Source organism: Antrihabitans stalactiti (assembly GCF_012932915.1).
Lineage (GTDB): Bacteria > Actinomycetota > Actinomycetes > Mycobacteriales > Mycobacteriaceae > Antrihabitans > Antrihabitans stalactiti.
The window spans coordinates 369,437-385,828 of sequence record NZ_VCQU01000005.1 but is presented as its reverse complement, the minus strand read 5'-3'; the positions used below and the strand labels follow the sequence as shown (position 1 = coordinate 385,828).

Below are 16,392 nucleotides of genomic sequence, written 5' to 3'. Positions count from 1 at the left end.
TGCATGCGACAGACGACATAATTGGTAATATGTCACCTTTGTTGCGGTCGGTGTCAAGGGGATGACACCGTCGGTGCGCGGTCGGGAGCGCGGCGGGGCTCGGTGCGGGCGGAATCACAGTTGGGCGAACGCGTCGTCGGCGAGGATGGCTGCCTGGGCACGCGCGGGAAGGCTGGGAAGGATCGTTCGCACACGTTCTTGGCGGCGCCGGACCGCCTGGCGGAACGGCATTCCCGGTGTGGCTTGCAGTTGGGGGACGATTCCTTCGATGTTGTCGACCCCACCGGCATGATGGCCGGCGTCGGCCAGAGCCTGTTCGTGGGCCATCTGGGCCTCGTCCTTCTCCTCGCTCATCCCGATCGGGCCGATCATCCGGCCGTTGAGGAACTGCTCGACGACAGGTTCCTCGCTGGTGAGCAGGACCTCGCGCGGCCCGAACATGGTCAACTCGCGGCGGAACAGCATCCCGATGTTGTCGGGCACCGTTCGCGCCAGGTTGATGTTGTGCGTCACGATCAGGAAGGTGGCATCGATCTGCGCGTTGATGTCGAGAAAGAGTTGACTGATGTAGGTGGTGCGGACCGGGTCCAGGCCGGAGTCGGGCTCGTCGACCAGGATGATCTGCGGGTCGAGCACCAGCGCGCGCGCCAGTCCAGCGCGTTTGCGCATGCCACCCGAGATCTCGCCGGGAAGCTTGCCGTCGGCCCCCTGCAGGCCGACCAGCTCCAACTTCTCCATGACGATGCGGCGAATCTCGGCCTCGGACTTCTTCGTGTGCTCACGCAACGGGAAGGCGACGTTGTCGTAGAGATCCATCGAGCCGAACAGGGCGCCGTCCTGGAACAGCACCCCGAACATCTTGCGGATCTCGTAGAGCTCTTTGGGGGTGCAGGTCATGATGTCGGTTCCGTCGATCCAGATCGATCCACGCTCCGGCCGTAGCAGTCCGATGAGGGCTTTGAGGAAGACGGACTTGCCGGTGCCGGACGGACCGAGCAATGCGCTGACCTCTCCGGCGGGCAGGGTCAAACTGACATTTCGCCAGATATTCTGTGATCCAAACGATTTCGACAGATTCTCGACGACTACCTCGATGCCCATGAGCATTCCTCTTCGTGTCGGGTCGTAGCAGCAGAACGGGCAACAGTCGCGGCGCGGCGTCCCGGACACCCGGCGACGTGCACCGAGCACGTGGACGGGTCGATGGTGTAGGTCATGATGTGGTGGTTTCGGCGTCTCATCGTCCGGTCCAGACAGGTTCACGTTTTTCCGCGAACGCTCGGGGGCCTTCCTGTGCGTCCGCAGAGGAACGGACCACGGCGCGTTCCCGGGCGGACAGTTCCCAGCTCGCGCTTTCGGCGGTGATCGTTCCGTCGACGATGTGCTTGGCGATCCGCTTGCTGGCCTGCACAGCCAGTGGTGCGTTGGCGGCGATGGTGCGGGCGAGTGCCAGCGCTTCGTCCAGGACACGGTCCGGTGCGGTCACGCGGTTGATCAGGCCGAGGGTGAGCGCGCGCTGGGCCGAGATCGGTTCTCCGGTGAACATGAGTTCGAGAGCGATCTTGGGTGGGATCTGTTGCGGCAGACGGAATACCCCACCCGCGCCGGCGATGATTCCGCGCTTGACTTCGGGGAGTCCGAACAGCGCGTCGGCGGATGCGACAGCGATGTCGCTGGCGAGGACCAGCTCGGTTCCACCGCCGAGCGCGACCCCGTTCACGGCCGCGATGGCCGGCTTCGAGATCCGGTGCGAGACGTAGCCGGCGAAACCCCACGCGGCGCGCGGGCCGTCTGTCGGAACGATCGCTTCACCGCGTGCGATGGCTTTGAGATCTGCTCCCGCACAGAAGGATTTCTCGCCGGCGCCGGTGAGCACGACGGCACGGATGTCACGGTCGTTCTCGGCGGCTTCGAGTGCGTCACCGATCGCGACGGTGACCGCGCGATCGATCGCGTTGCGTGCGGCCGGGCGGTTGATCGTGATCACCAGCGTATGCGCATCGCGGGTGAGCACGACCGGTTCGGTGGGGTCGTCGGTCATTTCCGCATTCTTCCTATCTCCGTCGAATTGGCATACAGTGCAGCGGATCTCATCGTCGCGCGACATGAGTGGTGTGCAGCTCGGTGAATCCGTCCAGACCCCACGGGCCGTTCTCAACGCCCAGACCGCTGTCTTTCACGCCGCTGAAGGGAGCGCGTAACGACGGTGCCGCGTGGGTGTTGACCCACACGATTCCGGCTTCGAGGCGGTCGGCGACCGCGCGTGCCTGATCCTGGTCGCCGCCCCAGACCGATCCGGCCAGCCCGAACCGAGTGTCGTTCGCCCGAGCGACGGCGTCGTCGACCGTTGTGTACGGAAGTACCGGCAGGGCAGGCCCGAACTGTTCCTCCGCCGCAATGGGGGCTGAATCAGGAACATCGGCGAGGATGGTGGGCCGGTAGAAATGGCCGGGACGGTCCAGGGCGATGCCCCCGGTTGCGATCCGCGCGCCCCGTGTGCGTGCGTCCTCGACCAAGCCGGCGACGCGCTCGAACTGGGGTCGATTGTTGATCGGACCCAAGGTCGTGTCAGGCTCGATTCCGGCGCCCGATTGCTGCGCCTCCGCGACCGCCGCGAGGGCGTCGACGAATTTTCCGTACGACGACTGCGGTACGTAGAGCCGCTTGATCGCGACGCATGCCTGTCCGTTGTTGATGAATGCAGACCAGAACAGTTTCTCGGCGATAGCGCCGGGATCGACGTCGTCGAGGACGATCGCTGCATCGTTTCCGCCCAGCTCCAGTGTCACCCGCTTGAGTGTTGCCGCGGCTGCCGTTGCGACCTTGATGCCGGTGGGGGTCGATCCGGTGAAGCTGATCTTGCGTGGTATTGGATGCGTTGTGACCAGGTTGCCGAGCTGATTGCCGCCGGTGACGACATTCAGTGCCCCGGCGGGCAGCTCGTCGGCGAGGAGCTTGCCGATGAGCAATGCGGTCAGCGGGGTGAACGGCGACGGTTTGAGAACGACGGTGTTGCCCGCCCGCAGGGCGGGTGCCACTTTCCACGACGAGAGCATGACCGGAAAGTTCCACGGTGTGATGGCCGCGACCACGCCCAGCGGTCGGCGATCCACCGAGATATGTGCCCTGGCGTCGTCCTGGACGATCTCGCTGCGCCGATCGAGGTTGGCGTAGTAGTCGAACCAGGCTGCGGCCGCCGCAGTCTCGCGCCGAGATTCCGTGATCGGCTTGCCCTGTTCGGCGGTGAGGACCTGCGCGATGGCTTCGTTGTTGGCGTTCAGCGTGGCCGCGCACCGACGCAGCGCTTCCTGCCGAGCCGGCTCGTCGGCGGCCCACGTGATCTGAGCGCGAGCGGCGGAAGCCATCGCGGCATCGAGCTGCTCCGGGGTGCACTGTGGTGCCCGCGCGAACACGGTACCGGTGGATGGATCCTCGACCGGGATCCATTCGTTCGACGCCACCTGCTCGCTGTCGATGGTCATCGTGAAGTCTGACATCGCCCGCCTTTCGGACTGATCTGGGACGTTCTGGGGCCGTGTCGGGGATTGCGCGGTCAGAAGAACCACCGCAGAACGCGCTGCTTGAGATCGGTGACCGGCGGATAGAGCAAGATCGGATCCGGACGTGTGCGTTTGGTGACGATGGCCTTGCGGTGCGAGAACGTTTCGAATCCCCAATGACCGTGATAGGCACCCATTCCCGAGTTGCCGACCCCGCCGAACGGAAGTGCCGATGCCATGCAGTGCAGGCCGATGTGGTTGACCACCACTCCCCCCGAACTGGTTCTCGCGATGACCTTGTCTGCGGTCTTCGAGCTGCTGCTGAACAGGTAAATAGCCAGCGGCTTGGGTCGGGCGCGGACGAATTGGATCGCGTCGTCCAGCCCGTCGACGGCGACCACCGGCAACAGCGGACCGAAGATCTCGTCCTGCATGAGCGCCGAGTCGGGGTCGGGCGAGACGACGATGGCCGGTTCGATCGTGAGAAGCTCGGGGTCGGTAACCCCGCCAGCGGCGATGTCGCCGCCGTGTCCGACCAGCAGATTCGACAACCGATCGAACTGCCGCCGATTGACGATCGGGAGTGCGGACGTGCCGGAATCCTTCTGGAACCGAGCCAAGGTGGTCGTCAACGCAAGGACCACCTTGGGTAAGACATCGCGGGAGACGAGCAGATAGTCCGGCGTGATGCAGGTCTGCCCCGAATTGACCAGCTTGGCCCAGATGATGCGGCGGGCCGCGACGTCGATGTCGGCGTCACTGGTGACGATCACCGGGCTCTTGCCACCGAGTTCGAGGGTCACCGGTGTCAGGTGCGGCGCGGCACCGGCCATGATCTTCTTGCCGACCTCGGGACTGCCGGTGAAAAACGCGTGATCGAACCCTTGCGCCAGCAGCGCGGTGGTAGTCGCCGCGCCGCCCTCGACCACCGCGACCGCATCCGAATCCAGATACCGGGGAACGAGTTCGGCGATCAGGCGCGCGGATTCCGGGGCCAGTTCCGACGGTTTGATCACCGCGCAGTTGCCCGCCGCCAGCACGCCGACCAGAGGTCCGAGGGTGAGGTAGAACGGATAGTTCCACGGTCCGATCACCAGCACGACGCCCAGCGGTTCACGGTGCACTCGCCCCGACCCCGGTTGCTGTACAAGCGGAAGAACGGCGCGGGTGTCACGCATCCAGCTCTTCAGCCGGCGCAGCACATACTTGAGCTCCAATTGAATCGCGCCGATGTCGGCCAGCCAAGCATCAGCGGCCGGCCGGCCGAGATCGAGTGCCAGTGCCTCGACGATTTCCGACTCGTTGTCGTCGAGCAGTCGCGACAGCGCCTGCAGTTGCCTGCGCCGCCACTGCAGTGAATGCGTGCGACCGGTATCGAATGTTCGACGTCGCTCGGCGACCACGGCAGCGACGACGTCGGAGGGGGTGTCCCCCGGCAGGGTCGCGATCGGCGAAGGCGCGTCGGAAGTATTGGCTGCCGAAGTCATTTAGGTCTCCAGTCAAATCGTTCACGATCGTGGTGACAATCAACATATGTTGTCATCTGTCCTGTGGTCAAGACCACGCCAGGAATCAACCACAGATTCCGATCGAAGGTGACGTTTTCTGTAACCTTCGCAACCCCCTAAGGCAGCTCGAGACCGTCGGACCGATCGCGGTCGCATTCATGCCAGGAGCGCGTGAACGACGAACTCCCGAATGTAGGTCGACCGATTTTCGTGGCCGCCAGTGAGGACTGTCGGGTGGGTGAGCAGCCAGAACTCCTGGTAGGTGATCCAGCGCACGGCGGCCGCGAAGTCGAGATTCGACCGCACGATCCCAGCGTCGACATACCTCTGCAGGATCGGAAACCAGGTCCGATTCCGCTCGTCGAACATCGCCTGCGATCCGAACACGAGTTCGGCCATCCGCGGAGCGACATTCGGGTCGAGCATCGAATCGAAGAACTGGAACTTCATCGCTTCATCCAATTCGGCCTCGAACAACCGGACGAGATTGCCCGCCGTCGGTTCGTTCGCGGCGACGCGCGTGAGCCCGCGTCGCATCTCGACGAGTTGCTCGACGAAGATCGCAACCAGCAGATCGTCGCGCCCGGTGAAGTGCTTGTAGATCGTCTGCCGAGCGACGCCCGCCGCTCGCGCCACGTCCTCCATCGAGAACTTCGTCACCGTGAACCGGTCCACGACTGGGCGCGCGGCGGTCAGTATCCGTGCGCGCGTTACCGGCGATGCTGTCATGATAGGCATATTACGCATTTTGTCGCTCTGTCGTTCTCCTCAAACATCTGCCGGTTGCCCGAATTGGCCAGTGGTGGGTATTGGCGGCAGACGACATATATTGTAATCTGTCGTCTGTGACGTGCAACACCGCGTGCCACGGACCCGGGAGGAAACGATGACGGTGACAGAAACCGCGGCTTTCGTCGGAGCAGATGTGCCGGCCGATCAAACCGAAGGTCGGCAGTTGGGTCGCACCGTGAACTACGAGCATGCCGTGGGGATCTACGGCCGACCGGAACTCGAGTTCATCACCAGTCACTACAACATCGGCGACGAACCCGGCTATCTCGCCTACCGAGCGCTCAAACCCCTCAAAGGCCGCGGCAAAGCCATGTTCGACCAGGCCATCGCCCATGGCATCGACACGGTCGTCGACCCGCCGGCCGAGCTGGTCGCACTGTTCGCCGAGGCCGACAACGTGCCGGACTGGGTCGATTGGGATCAGTTGCATCGCGGCAGCGTCGCCTACTGGCGGGCGGGGAAGCTCGTGGTGATGACGCTGGCCTACGCGGCGATCGGCGCGGGCTTTCGCACATACGGCGGATCGCGCCCACTGGTTCTGAGCCGGCGCCTGATCGAGCGGGACCAGGTGGGTCGACGCCTCATCGAGACCCTGCGCTGGGCCGCCAACGCCTCCAAGCCGGGTGGGATGCAGCGCAACGGCGACGGATTCCGGATGACCATGAACGTGCGGTGGATCCACGGTGCCGTGCGCTATCACCTGTCGCGGGACAAGAGCTGGAACTGGCAGGACTGGGGCCTGGTTGTCAGCAATGTCGACTCGATCTACACCATGGGCTGCCTGTTCTGCGAGGCCGTGATCGACGCGCTCGAAAAGGCCGGGATCAAGGTCACGCAGCAGGAGAAGGAGGACATCACCGCGCTGTGGCGCTACATCGGCCACGTCATGGGGATCCCGGAAGACATCAATTTCACCGACTGGGCCGACCTGAAACGCAAGTCTGCGATCGTCAAACTCCTCGAACATCCCGCCGACGAGGGTTGCCGCGCCCTGATGTCCTCGCTTACCGATTACATGTGCGAGGAAGAGATCGAGGGCTACGAAGTCATCCCCGCGATGATCGACAAGCGCCTCGGTGTTGCCCAGCGCAAGAAACTCACTTACGGCTTGATGCGCGCCTGGGCAGGGGACGAGATCTGCGATCAACTCGGCGTTCCCGACAACAAGCTTCGCTATCTGCTTCCCGCTGCGCGGCCGTTCATCGCCGCCTACGACCGGATCGGTCGACGGCTGCCGCACGACGACGAGGCACGTGCCTTGCGTGCGATCGAAGCGTTCGGTGTCGCAACCACGGTGCATGAAGGTGAGACCGAAGTCGCCGACGCCGACGACGTCGTGCACGGTTTCACCCGTTTCGCCGAGCGCGCAAACGAGATCCTCCGACGCAAGTCGGCCTGATTCGCTCCACCACAAACATGGCGGCCCCCGACCTTGGGTTCCGCCTCCCCCAATCCCTACATCCCAAGGAACCGCGTGAACATCGAGAATGCAACAGTGGTCGTGACCGGCGGTGCATCCGGTCTCGGACTGGCCACCGCCGAACGGTTGGGCAAGGCCGGCGCGTCGGTGCTCATCATCGATCTACCCTTCTCGCAGGGTACCGAGGTCGCCGAGCGAATCGGAGCCCGCTTCGTCGCCGCCGACGTGACCGACGAGACAGCCGTGAACGCGGCACTCGATGTCGCCGAGTCGCTCGGCCGGCCGATTCGGGCCGTCGTGCACTGTGCGGGCAGCGGGCACACGCTCCGAGTGCTGGACAAGGAAGGAAACCCCGCGCCGCTGCAGCACTTCGAGAAGGTCATCAAGATCAACCTGATCGGGTCGTTCAATGTGCTCCGCCTTGCGGCCGCTCGTCTGGCGCGCAACGACAGTGTCGACGGGGAGCGGGGAGTCATCGTCTTGACCGCGTCGGTCGCTGCCTACGAAGGCCAGATCGGTCAGATCCCGTACGCGTCCTCGAAAGCCGGAGTCGTCGGGATGACGATCGTCGCAGCCCGGGATCTGGCTGGCAAGGAGATTCGGGTGGCGACCATCGCGCCCGGAATCTTCGAAACCCCGTTGCTGGGCAGGCTTTCTCAAGAGGTTCGGGACTCGCTCGGCAAGTCCGTGCCACACCCCAAGAGGCTCGGAACCCCCGGCGAGTACGCGATGTTGGCGGCCCACATCGTCGAAAACCCGATGATCAACGGCGAGACGATCCGTCTCGACGGCGCAATCCGGATGGCGCCTCGATGAGTCAGCGCAAACGGCGATCGACGCAGTCTCGCAGCGCCTGGAGGTGGTGAGGCAATGACGGCGACCGCGGAGAACGACGCGGACCTGCTTCGTCGTGAGGTTCGCGACGTCACGTCCCGCTGGCAGACCGAGGGGCGATACACCCCTCGGTGCGACAACTGGCTGCGGGGGTTCGACCTGAAGTTCAGCAAGGAACTGGCCAACCGGTGGCTCATCGGGGTGAGTTGGCCGACCGAATTCGGCGGTCGCGGCTTGACTGCGACCGCACGGCTCGTGGTCGCCGAAGAACTGCTGCGGGCGGGCGCGCCGGTAGCGGCGCACTGGGTCGGTGATCGTCAGATCGGCCCCGCGATTCTGCGGCACGGCACCGCCGAACTCAAACACGAGATCCTGCCGGGAATTGTGCGGGCGGACAACATCTTCTGTCTCGGCATGAGTGAGCCGAACGCCGGATCCGACCTGGCGGCGGTCGCAACGACCGCCACCCGGGTCGACGGCGGCTGGCGCATCCGCGGACGGAAGACCTGGACCAGCGGCGCGCACCAAGCAACGCACATGTATCTCCTGGCCCGCACCGACCGATCCACGAACCGACACGACGGCCTCAGCGAGTTCGTCCTCGACATGAACGCCGACGGCGTCGAGGTGACCGCCATCGTCGACCTCACCGGCGAACACCACTTCAACGAGGTCCTGCTCGACGACGTCTTCGTTCCCGACCATCGTGTGTTGGGCACCGTCGGCAACGGCTGGAAACAAGTCGTCGAGCAACTGTCCTTCGAACGCGGTGGGCCCGAACGCTTTCTGTCGTCCTATCCCCTGCTGGCACAGCTGATCGACGAGGACCGCATCGGCGCGGCCACATACGGAGTCGTCGGTGAATTGATAGCCCGACTCACCGTCTTGCGCAGGATGGCATACGACGTCGCTCGCAGCATCGACGCCGGACACGCACCCATACAGCAATCCGCCACCTTGAAGTACCTCGGCAACATCTTCGAGATCGATGTGATCGAAGCTGCTCGCACCGTACTCGGCCCCGCAATGAACAACCCCACCAGCACCTTCGGGCACGCCGTGCTGTCCGCACCCGGCTTCTCGATCCGTGGCGGCGCCGCCGAAGTACTTCTCGGACTGATCGCCCGCCAGGAGAGACAATGAGCAGTCACGATTCCGCCCTCCTCGACCTCGTCGAAGATCTCACCAAGGACGTCGCGCAGCCGCCGGCGGGCGCGCTGCCGGCTCTGTGGCCGACTCTCGAAAAACTGCACCTGACGGGCGTCGGAACCAGCGAAGCTCTTGGTGGATCCGGTGGAACCGTCGCCGATCTGGTCACACTGTGTCGTGCGCTGGCTGCCCGATCGGTGAGTTCTCCCCTGGCCGAGGCCGCCAGCGCCAACTGGATGTTGGGCAGCGCCGACCGCTCGCTTACGGGCCTGTCCACCGTCGCTCTGCGTGCGGAAGCCTCGCCCGGCTCTGAGCTTCTGCGCGCCCAAGCCGTCCCGTGGGCCCGGCATGCCGACCACCTGATCGTGGTTTACGGTGCGGCGACCGGGCACGTCGATCTGCGCGCCCCTTCGGTCACGGTCACGCCTGGAGTCAATCTTGCCGGTGACCCTCGAGACGAGGTCACTTTCCCCGAATCCGAGCTCACATATCTTCCGACTCCCGGGCCCGGGAGTCTCGCCCACAGACTGTTCCTACTGAAGGCCGCCGAACTGACCGGCGCAATCGCCGGGGCCTATGAGCTGACCCGCAGCCACGTCAGCACCCGCGAACAGTTCGGCAAACCACTCATCGCGCTCACCGCGGTCGCGAACGGACTCGCGGAGATGAAAGTAGCTCTGCTGCAATCCACCTGCGCACTCGAGCGTGCCACCTGCATCGAAGACACCGGCCACATCGATCCCGCGATCCCCGACCCGGCGGTGGTGATCGCTCGGATTGTCGCCGCACGAGCGGCCACCACCGTAGCCCGCCGAGCCCATCAATTACACGGCGCGATCGGTATCACCCACGAATACCCGCTACACACCTTCACCACGCGCCTGTGGGCCTGGCGAGACGAACTGGGGTCCGAGCACGAACTCGCCTCTCACCTGGGCAGACTCGCGCTCGCGTCGGGCGAGCACGCCGTCTGGGACGTCCTCACTGCCTGACACATCACTGTTTCGCACATCTAGGAGTATTCGTGAAAGCGCTCTATGCGGCACGCGTTGATCATCAGAACCCGTTGTCCTGCTTGGAATTCGGCGACCGACCCGAACCGGAGCCGGCAGCGGGGTGGACGACGCTCCAGCTGGTCGCAGCATCACTCAATCACCACGACATCTGGTCGCTGCGCGGCGTAGGACTCAGCACCGACCGGGTACCGATGATATTGGGGTGCGACGCAGTCGGACGCGACGTGGCTGGCGACTTGTTCCTCGTCCACCCCGTGATACATCGGCCCCCTGCCCCGTCGGTGCTCTCGGAGCGAGTTCAGGGCACATTCGCCGAGCAACTGAGCGTGCCGACAGAGAACCTCATCGCACTACCCGCCGGACTGTCCGCCGAGCATGCCGCGTGCCTCCCGACCGCGTGGTTGACCGCTTACCGCATGCTGTTCACGAGAGCTCAGCTCACCGCCGGTCAGACCGTGCTCGTCCAAGGCGCCAGTGGAGGACTCGCCACGGCGCTGATCATGCTGGCCAAGAACGCCGGTGTCCGGGTCTGGGTGACCGGGCGCACCGCAGAATCTCGCGCCTTTGCGACCACGCTCGGTGCCGACGACGTATTTCCCGTCGGCACCCGCCTGCCCGAGCTAGTGGATGCCGTGATGGATTCGGTCGGCGCAGTCACATGGCAGCATTCGCTCAAATGCCTCAAACCAGGTGGCATCATGGTCGTTTCCGGTGGCACCAGCGGGTACGACGTCAACATCAACATCGCCGTCGTCTTCGCCCGACAACTGCGCATCGAGGGTTCCTCGATGGGGACGGTCGACGAATTGCAGGCGCTCGCAACACTCTGCGCCACCGAGAAGATCTCCCCACCGATCGAGGCAATCCTGCCCCTCTCGGAGGGTCGTGGCGGCTTCGCAGCAATGCACGACGGGACAGCCCGCGGCAAAATCGTGTTCGTTCCCTAAATCGGGTCGAATCTCGTCATCGACACCGGGGACTCGCCAATCGGCCCCGGACTCAAGGGCTTTCGCGCACCGAGCCCGAGTAAGGACGACTTTCCTTACTCGGGCTCAGTGCGTCCGATTTCCGATTTCCGACTTCGCGTACGAGAGCAATCTGGCCGCGCTCGCGACCGAACACGATGGGCGAGTCGAATCTCGCCGCACGGCACTTCGATTCACGCTTGCAGTCAGGTGACAAAATATGTAATGTGACACCCAACGGATGTGGCCCAGGTCTCATTGAAGTCACGTACGGGATGTTGCACACACAACTGAGCCGTGGCGAAGCATCGCCCGGCCCGAACAAGGCCATCTGGGTGACGGCGAAGAACGTCACTGCGGCCAGGTAGGTGCGGAAATGACCACGATCACCCATGGGCGGGCTGCTCTATCTCCGAGAACGAGACTGCCCAAGAAGCAACCACGACCTCAGGGTTCCGGACGTGTTTCCACATATCTGAGAGAAACACCGAAAAAGTCGATCTGCACTCTCGGTCGGTCCGCTCAACTCACCACCGATGTCATCCGGTATGCGCTCCTCGGTGTCGTCAAACTGCGCTTACCTGCTTACGAGATCGCGGATCAGATGTGGTCGCTGCTGAAGGTGACCACGCTGCCGGCCCTCCTGATGGCAGTTCCTATCGGCGCAGAAGTCTCGGTGCAGGTCGGCGGCCTTATGAATCAGGTCGGCGCCAATTCTCTCGCGGGTGCCGCAAGCGGGCTCGGCGTCGTGGGCCAGGGAGCGCCGATGGCGGCAGGCTTGCTGATGAGCGGTGCAGCGGCGTCGGCGATCGCCTCCGATCTGGGCGCCAGAGCAATTCGCGAAGAAATCGACGCGATGCGAGTCATGGGTGTGGACCCGGTGGAGCGACTGGTCATGCCGCGGTTCATTGCGATGATCGCCATCGCCCCGATGCTGTGCATCGTCATCATCGCCGCCGGTGTCGCGGCCGGCCTCGTCATCTCGGCACGCGTCAACGACGTGGTGCCCGGCAGCTTCTGGCAATCGTTCGGAGCGTTCGCGACACCTACCGATCTGGCGTTCTCGGTGTTGAAGTCCTTGCTGTTCGCCGGGATCGTCGTCCTGATCGCGAGTCTGCGAGGACTGGAAGCCAAAGGCGGACCCAAAGGCGTCGCGAACGCGGTCAATGCCTCGGTCGTCCTGAGTGTCTTCTGCATCTTCCTCACGAACCTGCTGGTCAGCCAGCTCCAAATGATGTTCTTCCCGGCACGATTGGCATAGGCATGACTATTTCGTCAAACACTCCGAAGCCCCGACCGCCGATCATCGCCCGGCCTGTCGACTCGATCGCCCGCACTGTGTCCGGCGCGCTGGGACACATCGGCCAGGTCACGGTATTCACGTTCAAAACCATTGTCCTACTGCCGAAGACCGTTCGGCTCTACCGTCACCAGACGACGAAAACGATGAACAGCATGGCGTGGGGCAGCGGTTCGTTGGTCGTGGACGGTGGCGTGATCAGTCTGATGTTCTTCCTCGGTATCGCGGTCGGTGCCGTGGTCGCCATCTCGGCGTTCATGGCCTTGGACTTGCTCGGATTCGGTCCACTCACCGGAATTATCGGATCGTTCGGCAACATCCGAGTCATCGCACCAATCATCACCGGCATCGGATTCGCCGCCCAGGCAGGTTGCCGCATGACCGCGGAAATCGGCGCCATGCGGATCTCCGAAGAGATCGACGCGACGGAAGCGATGGGTCTGCAAGCGATTCCGTTCGTCGTCGGCACCCGCCTGATCGGTGGCATGATCGTCGTCCTGCCGGGATATCTGATGGCGCTGGTGATCAGTTTCATCACCGGCGGACTGATCGTGAAAGTCTTCCACGATCAACCAGACGGAACCTACGACCACTATTTCGCTCAGTTCCTGAGCATCCCCGACCTCGGTGCATCGGTGCTCAAAGCTGTCGTCTTCTGCGCCGTGGTCACACTCATCCACTGCTACTACGGCTACTTCGCCAGTGGCGGGCCGGCCGGGGTCGGCGACGCTTGCGGCAAAGCGATTCGCGCAAGTCTGGTCGCCATCGTCGTACTGAACTTCACTATGACAGTTGCCATCTGGGGATTGAGCCCATTGTTGGAATTCAAGGGATAGGCACATGAGCAAAGCCAGAAATCAAGACTTCCTCCGCGGCACCGATGCCCAACAAGCCCGCATCGTCAATATCACCGCGGCAGCGTTCGTCGCCGTCCTCGCCGTAGTGGCGATCGCCGTGTTCTGGGTCTACCCACACGTCAAGCCGGAGGAAGGGTTGCACCTGAGCGTGGACGTTCCATCGGTCGCGCCCGGCGTCCGGGTCGGCAGCAAAGTCATTCTCCACGGCGCCGAAATCGGCGAGGTCACCTCGCTCGAGAAGGCGGCCAGCGGTGTGCGACTTGCCTTGGCGTTGGAGCCCGGCGATGTGCAAGGACTCACCGATACCTTCGACGTCGACTTCAGACCGGCAAACTACTTCGGAATCACAGCTGTCAATGTCGTCAGCAAGCCCGGCGGATCCGCGCTATCACGCGGAGAAGTTCTGAACAAACTTCCTACCGGCGATTTCACGATGTCGACGATGCTCGAGAAAGGTTCACTCGTCGTCAGCGGCACGTTGACCGACTCGATGATCTCGACGCTGGACAAGATGATCCGATACGCCAACGGCCTCACCCCGATGATCCAGACCGGCATCGTCGTCGGCGATCGGGTCGCGGCCACCCAGCAGGCCGTGCCCAGCCAATTGATGGCAGACCTGAACGCGACCCTCGACGTGATGCCGGCATTCAGCAGTCAAGCCCTCGACACGCTGTACAACCTCTTCGTCGGCACCACCAACCGGTTGCCGGACGGCTCGCTCGGAGTCGACGACGCGTTCATGACCGAGACGAATCAAGCGATGGTGCTCGCATCGGGGGACCTGTTCGGCGCGGCGGGCACGCTGCTCGCCTCTCACGGCGCGGAACTGACACCCGTCACGGGCATCGTCCAAGCCATGACGGACGTGGTGCCGGGCCTGCTCGGCGGTACGGACGGGATCAGCACACTGACCGCTCTCGTCGATCGTTATCAACGAGCCTTCACAGTCACCCCCGACGGCGCCACCGCCAACCTACGAATAATCGTCGACGAGATGCCCGGCGGGCACCGCCCTCCCGGAGAGGAGATGCCACGATGAAGTACCGCGTGATCTTCGTCAAGACTGTTGTCAAACTTGTTGTTGCCGCCACGGTTTCTGCCCTGCTTTTCGTGATCGTGATCAATGCGATCAAGAACCCGGTCGAGAACGCTGCCCGCACCTACACCGCCGAGTTCACCGACGTATCGGGTCTGCACGTCAACGGTGACGTCCGCGCCAAGGGTGTGCTCATCGGGAAAGTGCGGTCGATCGACCTACATTCGCAGGGCGAACGCACTCTCGCCGACGTCACCTTTTCACTGCAAGATCCCTACGAATTGACCGACAAGACCCAACTGGCCATCAAGTATCAGAATCTCACCGGAATCCGGTTCCTCGATTTCGACCAGACCGACACCACTGGCCATCAGGTCGAACGGCTCTCCTCCGATGTAACCAAGCCATCCTTCGACATCACGCAGCTCTTCAACGGCCTACAGCCGGTACTGACGACGATGAGCACCGACGAGATCAACAAGTTCACGCAGAACGCAATCGCACTGATTCAGGGCGATGGTGGGGGCCTGGCGCCGATGCTCGACAGCGTCCAAAGACTCTCGGACTACGCTCACGATCGCGAACAGGTGATTTCGACACTGACCGCGAACATGCAGCGCATCTCCGACACTCTCGGAGGCAAGTCGACTGCGCTGCTCGACTTCATGCAATCGATGAGCATCCCGATCGGTCAGGCCATGACGGTGCTCGACCAGTTCGGCAAGACCGCCTTCTTCGGTCCACAGTTCCTCACCCCAATCGCCAACATCATGAGGAAGATCGGGCTGTCACCCGAACTCGACATAGATCAGCTGCTCACCAGCGCGTTCACTTCCGCCACGAGCGCCGCGGAATCCCTGCGGCTGCTTCCCGGCGCACTCGCCGGACTCCAGCTACCCCAGTTGCAGTCTGCGCCCGCGGCGATGCACTGCAGCAACGGAATCGCCCAACTCCCGACCGAAGTCACAGTCCTTCTCAACGGTAGCGAGGTCGTCGTATGCAACGCACATTGAACCGACGCGAGCGTGCCCTCGCATGGACCAAGAAGGTCCATGACAACGAGTTCCTGCTCGGTTCGATATTGGTGACCGTGGCGGTGTTGGCACTGGTCGCGACGACCGTGTTGTACCTCAAACCGGTGAATACGCAGAAGGTTTCGTTCGAAACCACGGATGCATCCGCGATCGCCAACGGCGCCGGAGTGCGTGTCGCGGGAGTCACGGTCGGAAAGGTCACCGGACTCACCATCGGACGATCGACGGTGCGCGTGGATGCAGAGATCGAAGACAATGTCTTCGTTGGTTCCGAATCACGCGTGGAAGTTCGGATGCTGACTCCCGTCGGTGGATATGCGGTCACGCTCATTCCGCTGGGCGGCAAACCGTTGTCCGCAGAAGCCATCCCCACCGACCACGTTTCCGTGCCGTACTCGATCGGCGACGTCCTGCAAGCCGCGCCACACGTGACCGATCACATCGACGGAACCGACATAAACGCCAATATCGCGCAGGTGGCCGAAGGGCTGGAGCAACACCCAACCTCGGTCGGTAGCGTGATCGCCGGTCTGAAAAGCATTGCGACCGTGATGGACCGCCAACGCGACCAGATTCACCAGATCGCCGATATGGCGGCGGAGTATCTCGACACGTTCAACGGAAGCCGCGAGTTCGTGTTCGAGCTGCTGCGACAAGTGGAAATCGTTGCCTCCACGTACAACAACTCACACGCCGGGTTCGACGAGGCCTACCAGTTGCTCGGCGAAATTCTGCACAGGGTGGAGCCTTTCGAACGGTTCTACCTCAATCACAAGGACGAGGTCCGAGCCGCATTCGAGCAGGCCCGCACCGCTATCGGTGACTTTCAAGCAAGCCTTGGACCCGCACTCGATCAGTTGCAGAACCTGCGTTCTCGGCTGGAGGCCTGGTTGGGACCGGACGGTCTCGCAACTGTCGGTGGAGGAACTATTTTGGCGTCGGGAATCTGCGTTCCCATCGCAGGGCGGACGTGCTGAG

The 16,392-nt window shown here is 63.2% G+C and carries 15 protein-coding genes; 10 read left to right on the top strand and 5 right to left on the bottom strand.

Translation table 11 applies throughout. From position 1 onward, the window contains the following. Positions 1 to 114 precede the first annotated feature (114 nt). The 5 genes from FGL95_RS16915 to FGL95_RS16895 form a co-directional block, all read right to left on the bottom strand. Positions 115 to 1,101 (bottom strand): ABC transporter ATP-binding protein, encoded by a 987-nt coding sequence (locus FGL95_RS16915; RefSeq protein WP_169588875.1) that lies wholly within the window; start codon positions 1,099 to 1,101, stop codon positions 115 to 117. 136 nt (positions 1,102 to 1,237) lie between these two features. Further along, the gene (locus FGL95_RS16910) at positions 1,238 to 2,041 is read right to left on the bottom strand and encodes a crotonase/enoyl-CoA hydratase family protein (protein ID WP_169588873.1); all 804 of its coding nucleotides are present in this window, start codon (positions 2,039 to 2,041) and stop codon (positions 1,238 to 1,240) included. 49 nt (positions 2,042 to 2,090) lie between these two features. After that, the gene (locus FGL95_RS16905) at positions 2,091 to 3,497 is read right to left on the bottom strand and encodes an aldehyde dehydrogenase family protein (protein WP_169588872.1); all 1,407 of its coding nucleotides are present in this window, start codon (positions 3,495 to 3,497) and stop codon (positions 2,091 to 2,093) included. Between the two features lie 56 nt (positions 3,498 to 3,553). Beyond that, positions 3,554 to 4,987, bottom strand: coding sequence for an aldehyde dehydrogenase family protein (locus FGL95_RS16900; protein ID WP_169588870.1), 1,434 nt, complete (start codon positions 4,985 to 4,987; stop codon positions 3,554 to 3,556). Between the two features lie 177 nt (positions 4,988 to 5,164). Beyond that, the gene (locus tag FGL95_RS16895; protein WP_169588867.1) at positions 5,165 to 5,737 is read right to left on the bottom strand and encodes a TetR/AcrR family transcriptional regulator; all 573 of its coding nucleotides are present in this window, start codon (positions 5,735 to 5,737) and stop codon (positions 5,165 to 5,167) included. Positions 5,738 to 5,894: 157 nt separating this feature from the next. On the opposite strand from FGL95_RS16895, the gene FGL95_RS16890 reads away from it, so the two are divergent. The 10 genes from FGL95_RS16890 (at position 5,895) to FGL95_RS16845 (ending at position 16,391) form a co-directional block, all read left to right on the top strand. Next, positions 5,895 to 7,199 (top strand): oxygenase MpaB family protein, encoded by a 1,305-nt coding sequence (locus FGL95_RS16890; RefSeq protein ID WP_169588851.1) that lies wholly within the window; start codon positions 5,895 to 5,897, stop codon positions 7,197 to 7,199. A gap of 75 nt (positions 7,200 to 7,274) precedes the next feature. Further along, complete coding sequence (locus FGL95_RS16885) at positions 7,275 to 8,036, top strand: SDR family NAD(P)-dependent oxidoreductase (protein ID WP_169588849.1); 762 nt, start codon at positions 7,275 to 7,277, stop codon at positions 8,034 to 8,036. Positions 8,037 to 8,090: 54 nt separating this feature from the next. Next, positions 8,091 to 9,197: an acyl-CoA dehydrogenase family protein gene (locus FGL95_RS16880; protein ID WP_169588847.1), complete on the top strand. Its 1,107-nt coding sequence runs from the start codon at positions 8,091 to 8,093 to the stop codon at positions 9,195 to 9,197. Further along, positions 9,194 to 10,195, top strand: a complete 1,002-nt coding sequence (locus FGL95_RS16875; RefSeq protein WP_169588845.1) for an acyl-CoA dehydrogenase family protein — start codon at positions 9,194 to 9,196, stop codon at positions 10,193 to 10,195. The genes FGL95_RS16880 and FGL95_RS16875 overlap by 4 nt, the downstream gene beginning before the upstream one ends. A gap of 32 nt (positions 10,196 to 10,227) precedes the next feature. After that, positions 10,228 to 11,166: a zinc-binding dehydrogenase gene (locus FGL95_RS32965; RefSeq protein ID WP_169588843.1), complete on the top strand. Its 939-nt coding sequence runs from the start codon at positions 10,228 to 10,230 to the stop codon at positions 11,164 to 11,166. A gap of 394 nt (positions 11,167 to 11,560) precedes the next feature. Then, positions 11,561 to 12,445, top strand: coding sequence for an ABC transporter permease (locus FGL95_RS16865; RefSeq protein ID WP_240963066.1), 885 nt, complete (start codon positions 11,561 to 11,563; stop codon positions 12,443 to 12,445). A gap of 2 nt (positions 12,446 to 12,447) precedes the next feature. Next, on the top strand, positions 12,448 to 13,320 hold the full coding sequence (locus tag FGL95_RS16860) for an MlaE family ABC transporter permease (RefSeq protein WP_169588841.1): 873 nt from the start codon (positions 12,448 to 12,450) through the stop codon (positions 13,318 to 13,320). 4 nt (positions 13,321 to 13,324) lie between these two features. Beyond that, positions 13,325 to 14,383: an MlaD family protein gene (locus FGL95_RS16855; protein ID WP_169588839.1), complete on the top strand. Its 1,059-nt coding sequence runs from the start codon at positions 13,325 to 13,327 to the stop codon at positions 14,381 to 14,383. Continuing rightward, entirely contained in the window at positions 14,380 to 15,393 is a 1,014-nt protein-coding gene (locus FGL95_RS16850) for an MlaD family protein (protein ID WP_169588837.1), read from the top strand. The genes FGL95_RS16855 and FGL95_RS16850 overlap by 4 nt, the downstream gene beginning before the upstream one ends. Further along, positions 15,378 to 16,391: an MlaD family protein gene (locus FGL95_RS16845; protein WP_169588835.1), complete on the top strand. Its 1,014-nt coding sequence runs from the start codon at positions 15,378 to 15,380 to the stop codon at positions 16,389 to 16,391. Before FGL95_RS16850 ends, FGL95_RS16845 begins: the two co-directional genes overlap by 16 nt. The last annotated feature ends 1 nt before the right edge of the window (position 16,392 follow it).

Excerpts from the sequence above, each read along its gene's own strand:
- FGL95_RS16910 (WP_169588873.1), bottom strand. The coding sequence starts at position 2,041 with ATGACCGACGACCCCACCGAACCGGTCGTGCTCACCCGCGATGCGCAT.
- FGL95_RS16905 (WP_169588872.1), bottom strand. The coding sequence starts at position 3,497 with ATGTCAGACTTCACGATGACCATCGACAGCGAGCAGGTGGCGTCGAAC.
- FGL95_RS16880 (WP_169588847.1), top strand. The coding sequence starts at position 8,091 with ATGACGGCGACCGCGGAGAACGACGCGGACCTGCTTCGTCGTGAGGTT.
- FGL95_RS16860 (WP_169588841.1), top strand. The coding sequence starts at position 12,448 with ATGACTATTTCGTCAAACACTCCGAAGCCCCGACCGCCGATCATCGCC.
- FGL95_RS16900 (WP_169588870.1), bottom strand. The coding sequence starts at position 4,987 with ATGACTTCGGCAGCCAATACTTCCGACGCGCCTTCGCCGATCGCGACC.
- FGL95_RS16845 (WP_169588835.1), top strand. The coding sequence starts at position 15,378 with ATGCAACGCACATTGAACCGACGCGAGCGTGCCCTCGCATGGACCAAG.
- FGL95_RS16895 (WP_169588867.1), bottom strand. The coding sequence starts at position 5,737 with ATGACAGCATCGCCGGTAACGCGCGCACGGATACTGACCGCCGCGCGC.
- FGL95_RS16890 (WP_169588851.1), top strand. The coding sequence starts at position 5,895 with ATGACGGTGACAGAAACCGCGGCTTTCGTCGGAGCAGATGTGCCGGCC.
- FGL95_RS16915 (WP_169588875.1), bottom strand. The coding sequence starts at position 1,101 with ATGGGCATCGAGGTAGTCGTCGAGAATCTGTCGAAATCGTTTGGATCA.
- FGL95_RS16875 (WP_169588845.1), top strand. The coding sequence starts at position 9,194 with ATGAGCAGTCACGATTCCGCCCTCCTCGACCTCGTCGAAGATCTCACC.
- FGL95_RS16865 (WP_240963066.1), top strand. The coding sequence starts at position 11,561 with ATGACCACGATCACCCATGGGCGGGCTGCTCTATCTCCGAGAACGAGA.
- FGL95_RS16855 (WP_169588839.1), top strand. The coding sequence starts at position 13,325 with ATGAGCAAAGCCAGAAATCAAGACTTCCTCCGCGGCACCGATGCCCAA.
- FGL95_RS16850 (WP_169588837.1), top strand. The coding sequence starts at position 14,380 with ATGAAGTACCGCGTGATCTTCGTCAAGACTGTTGTCAAACTTGTTGTT.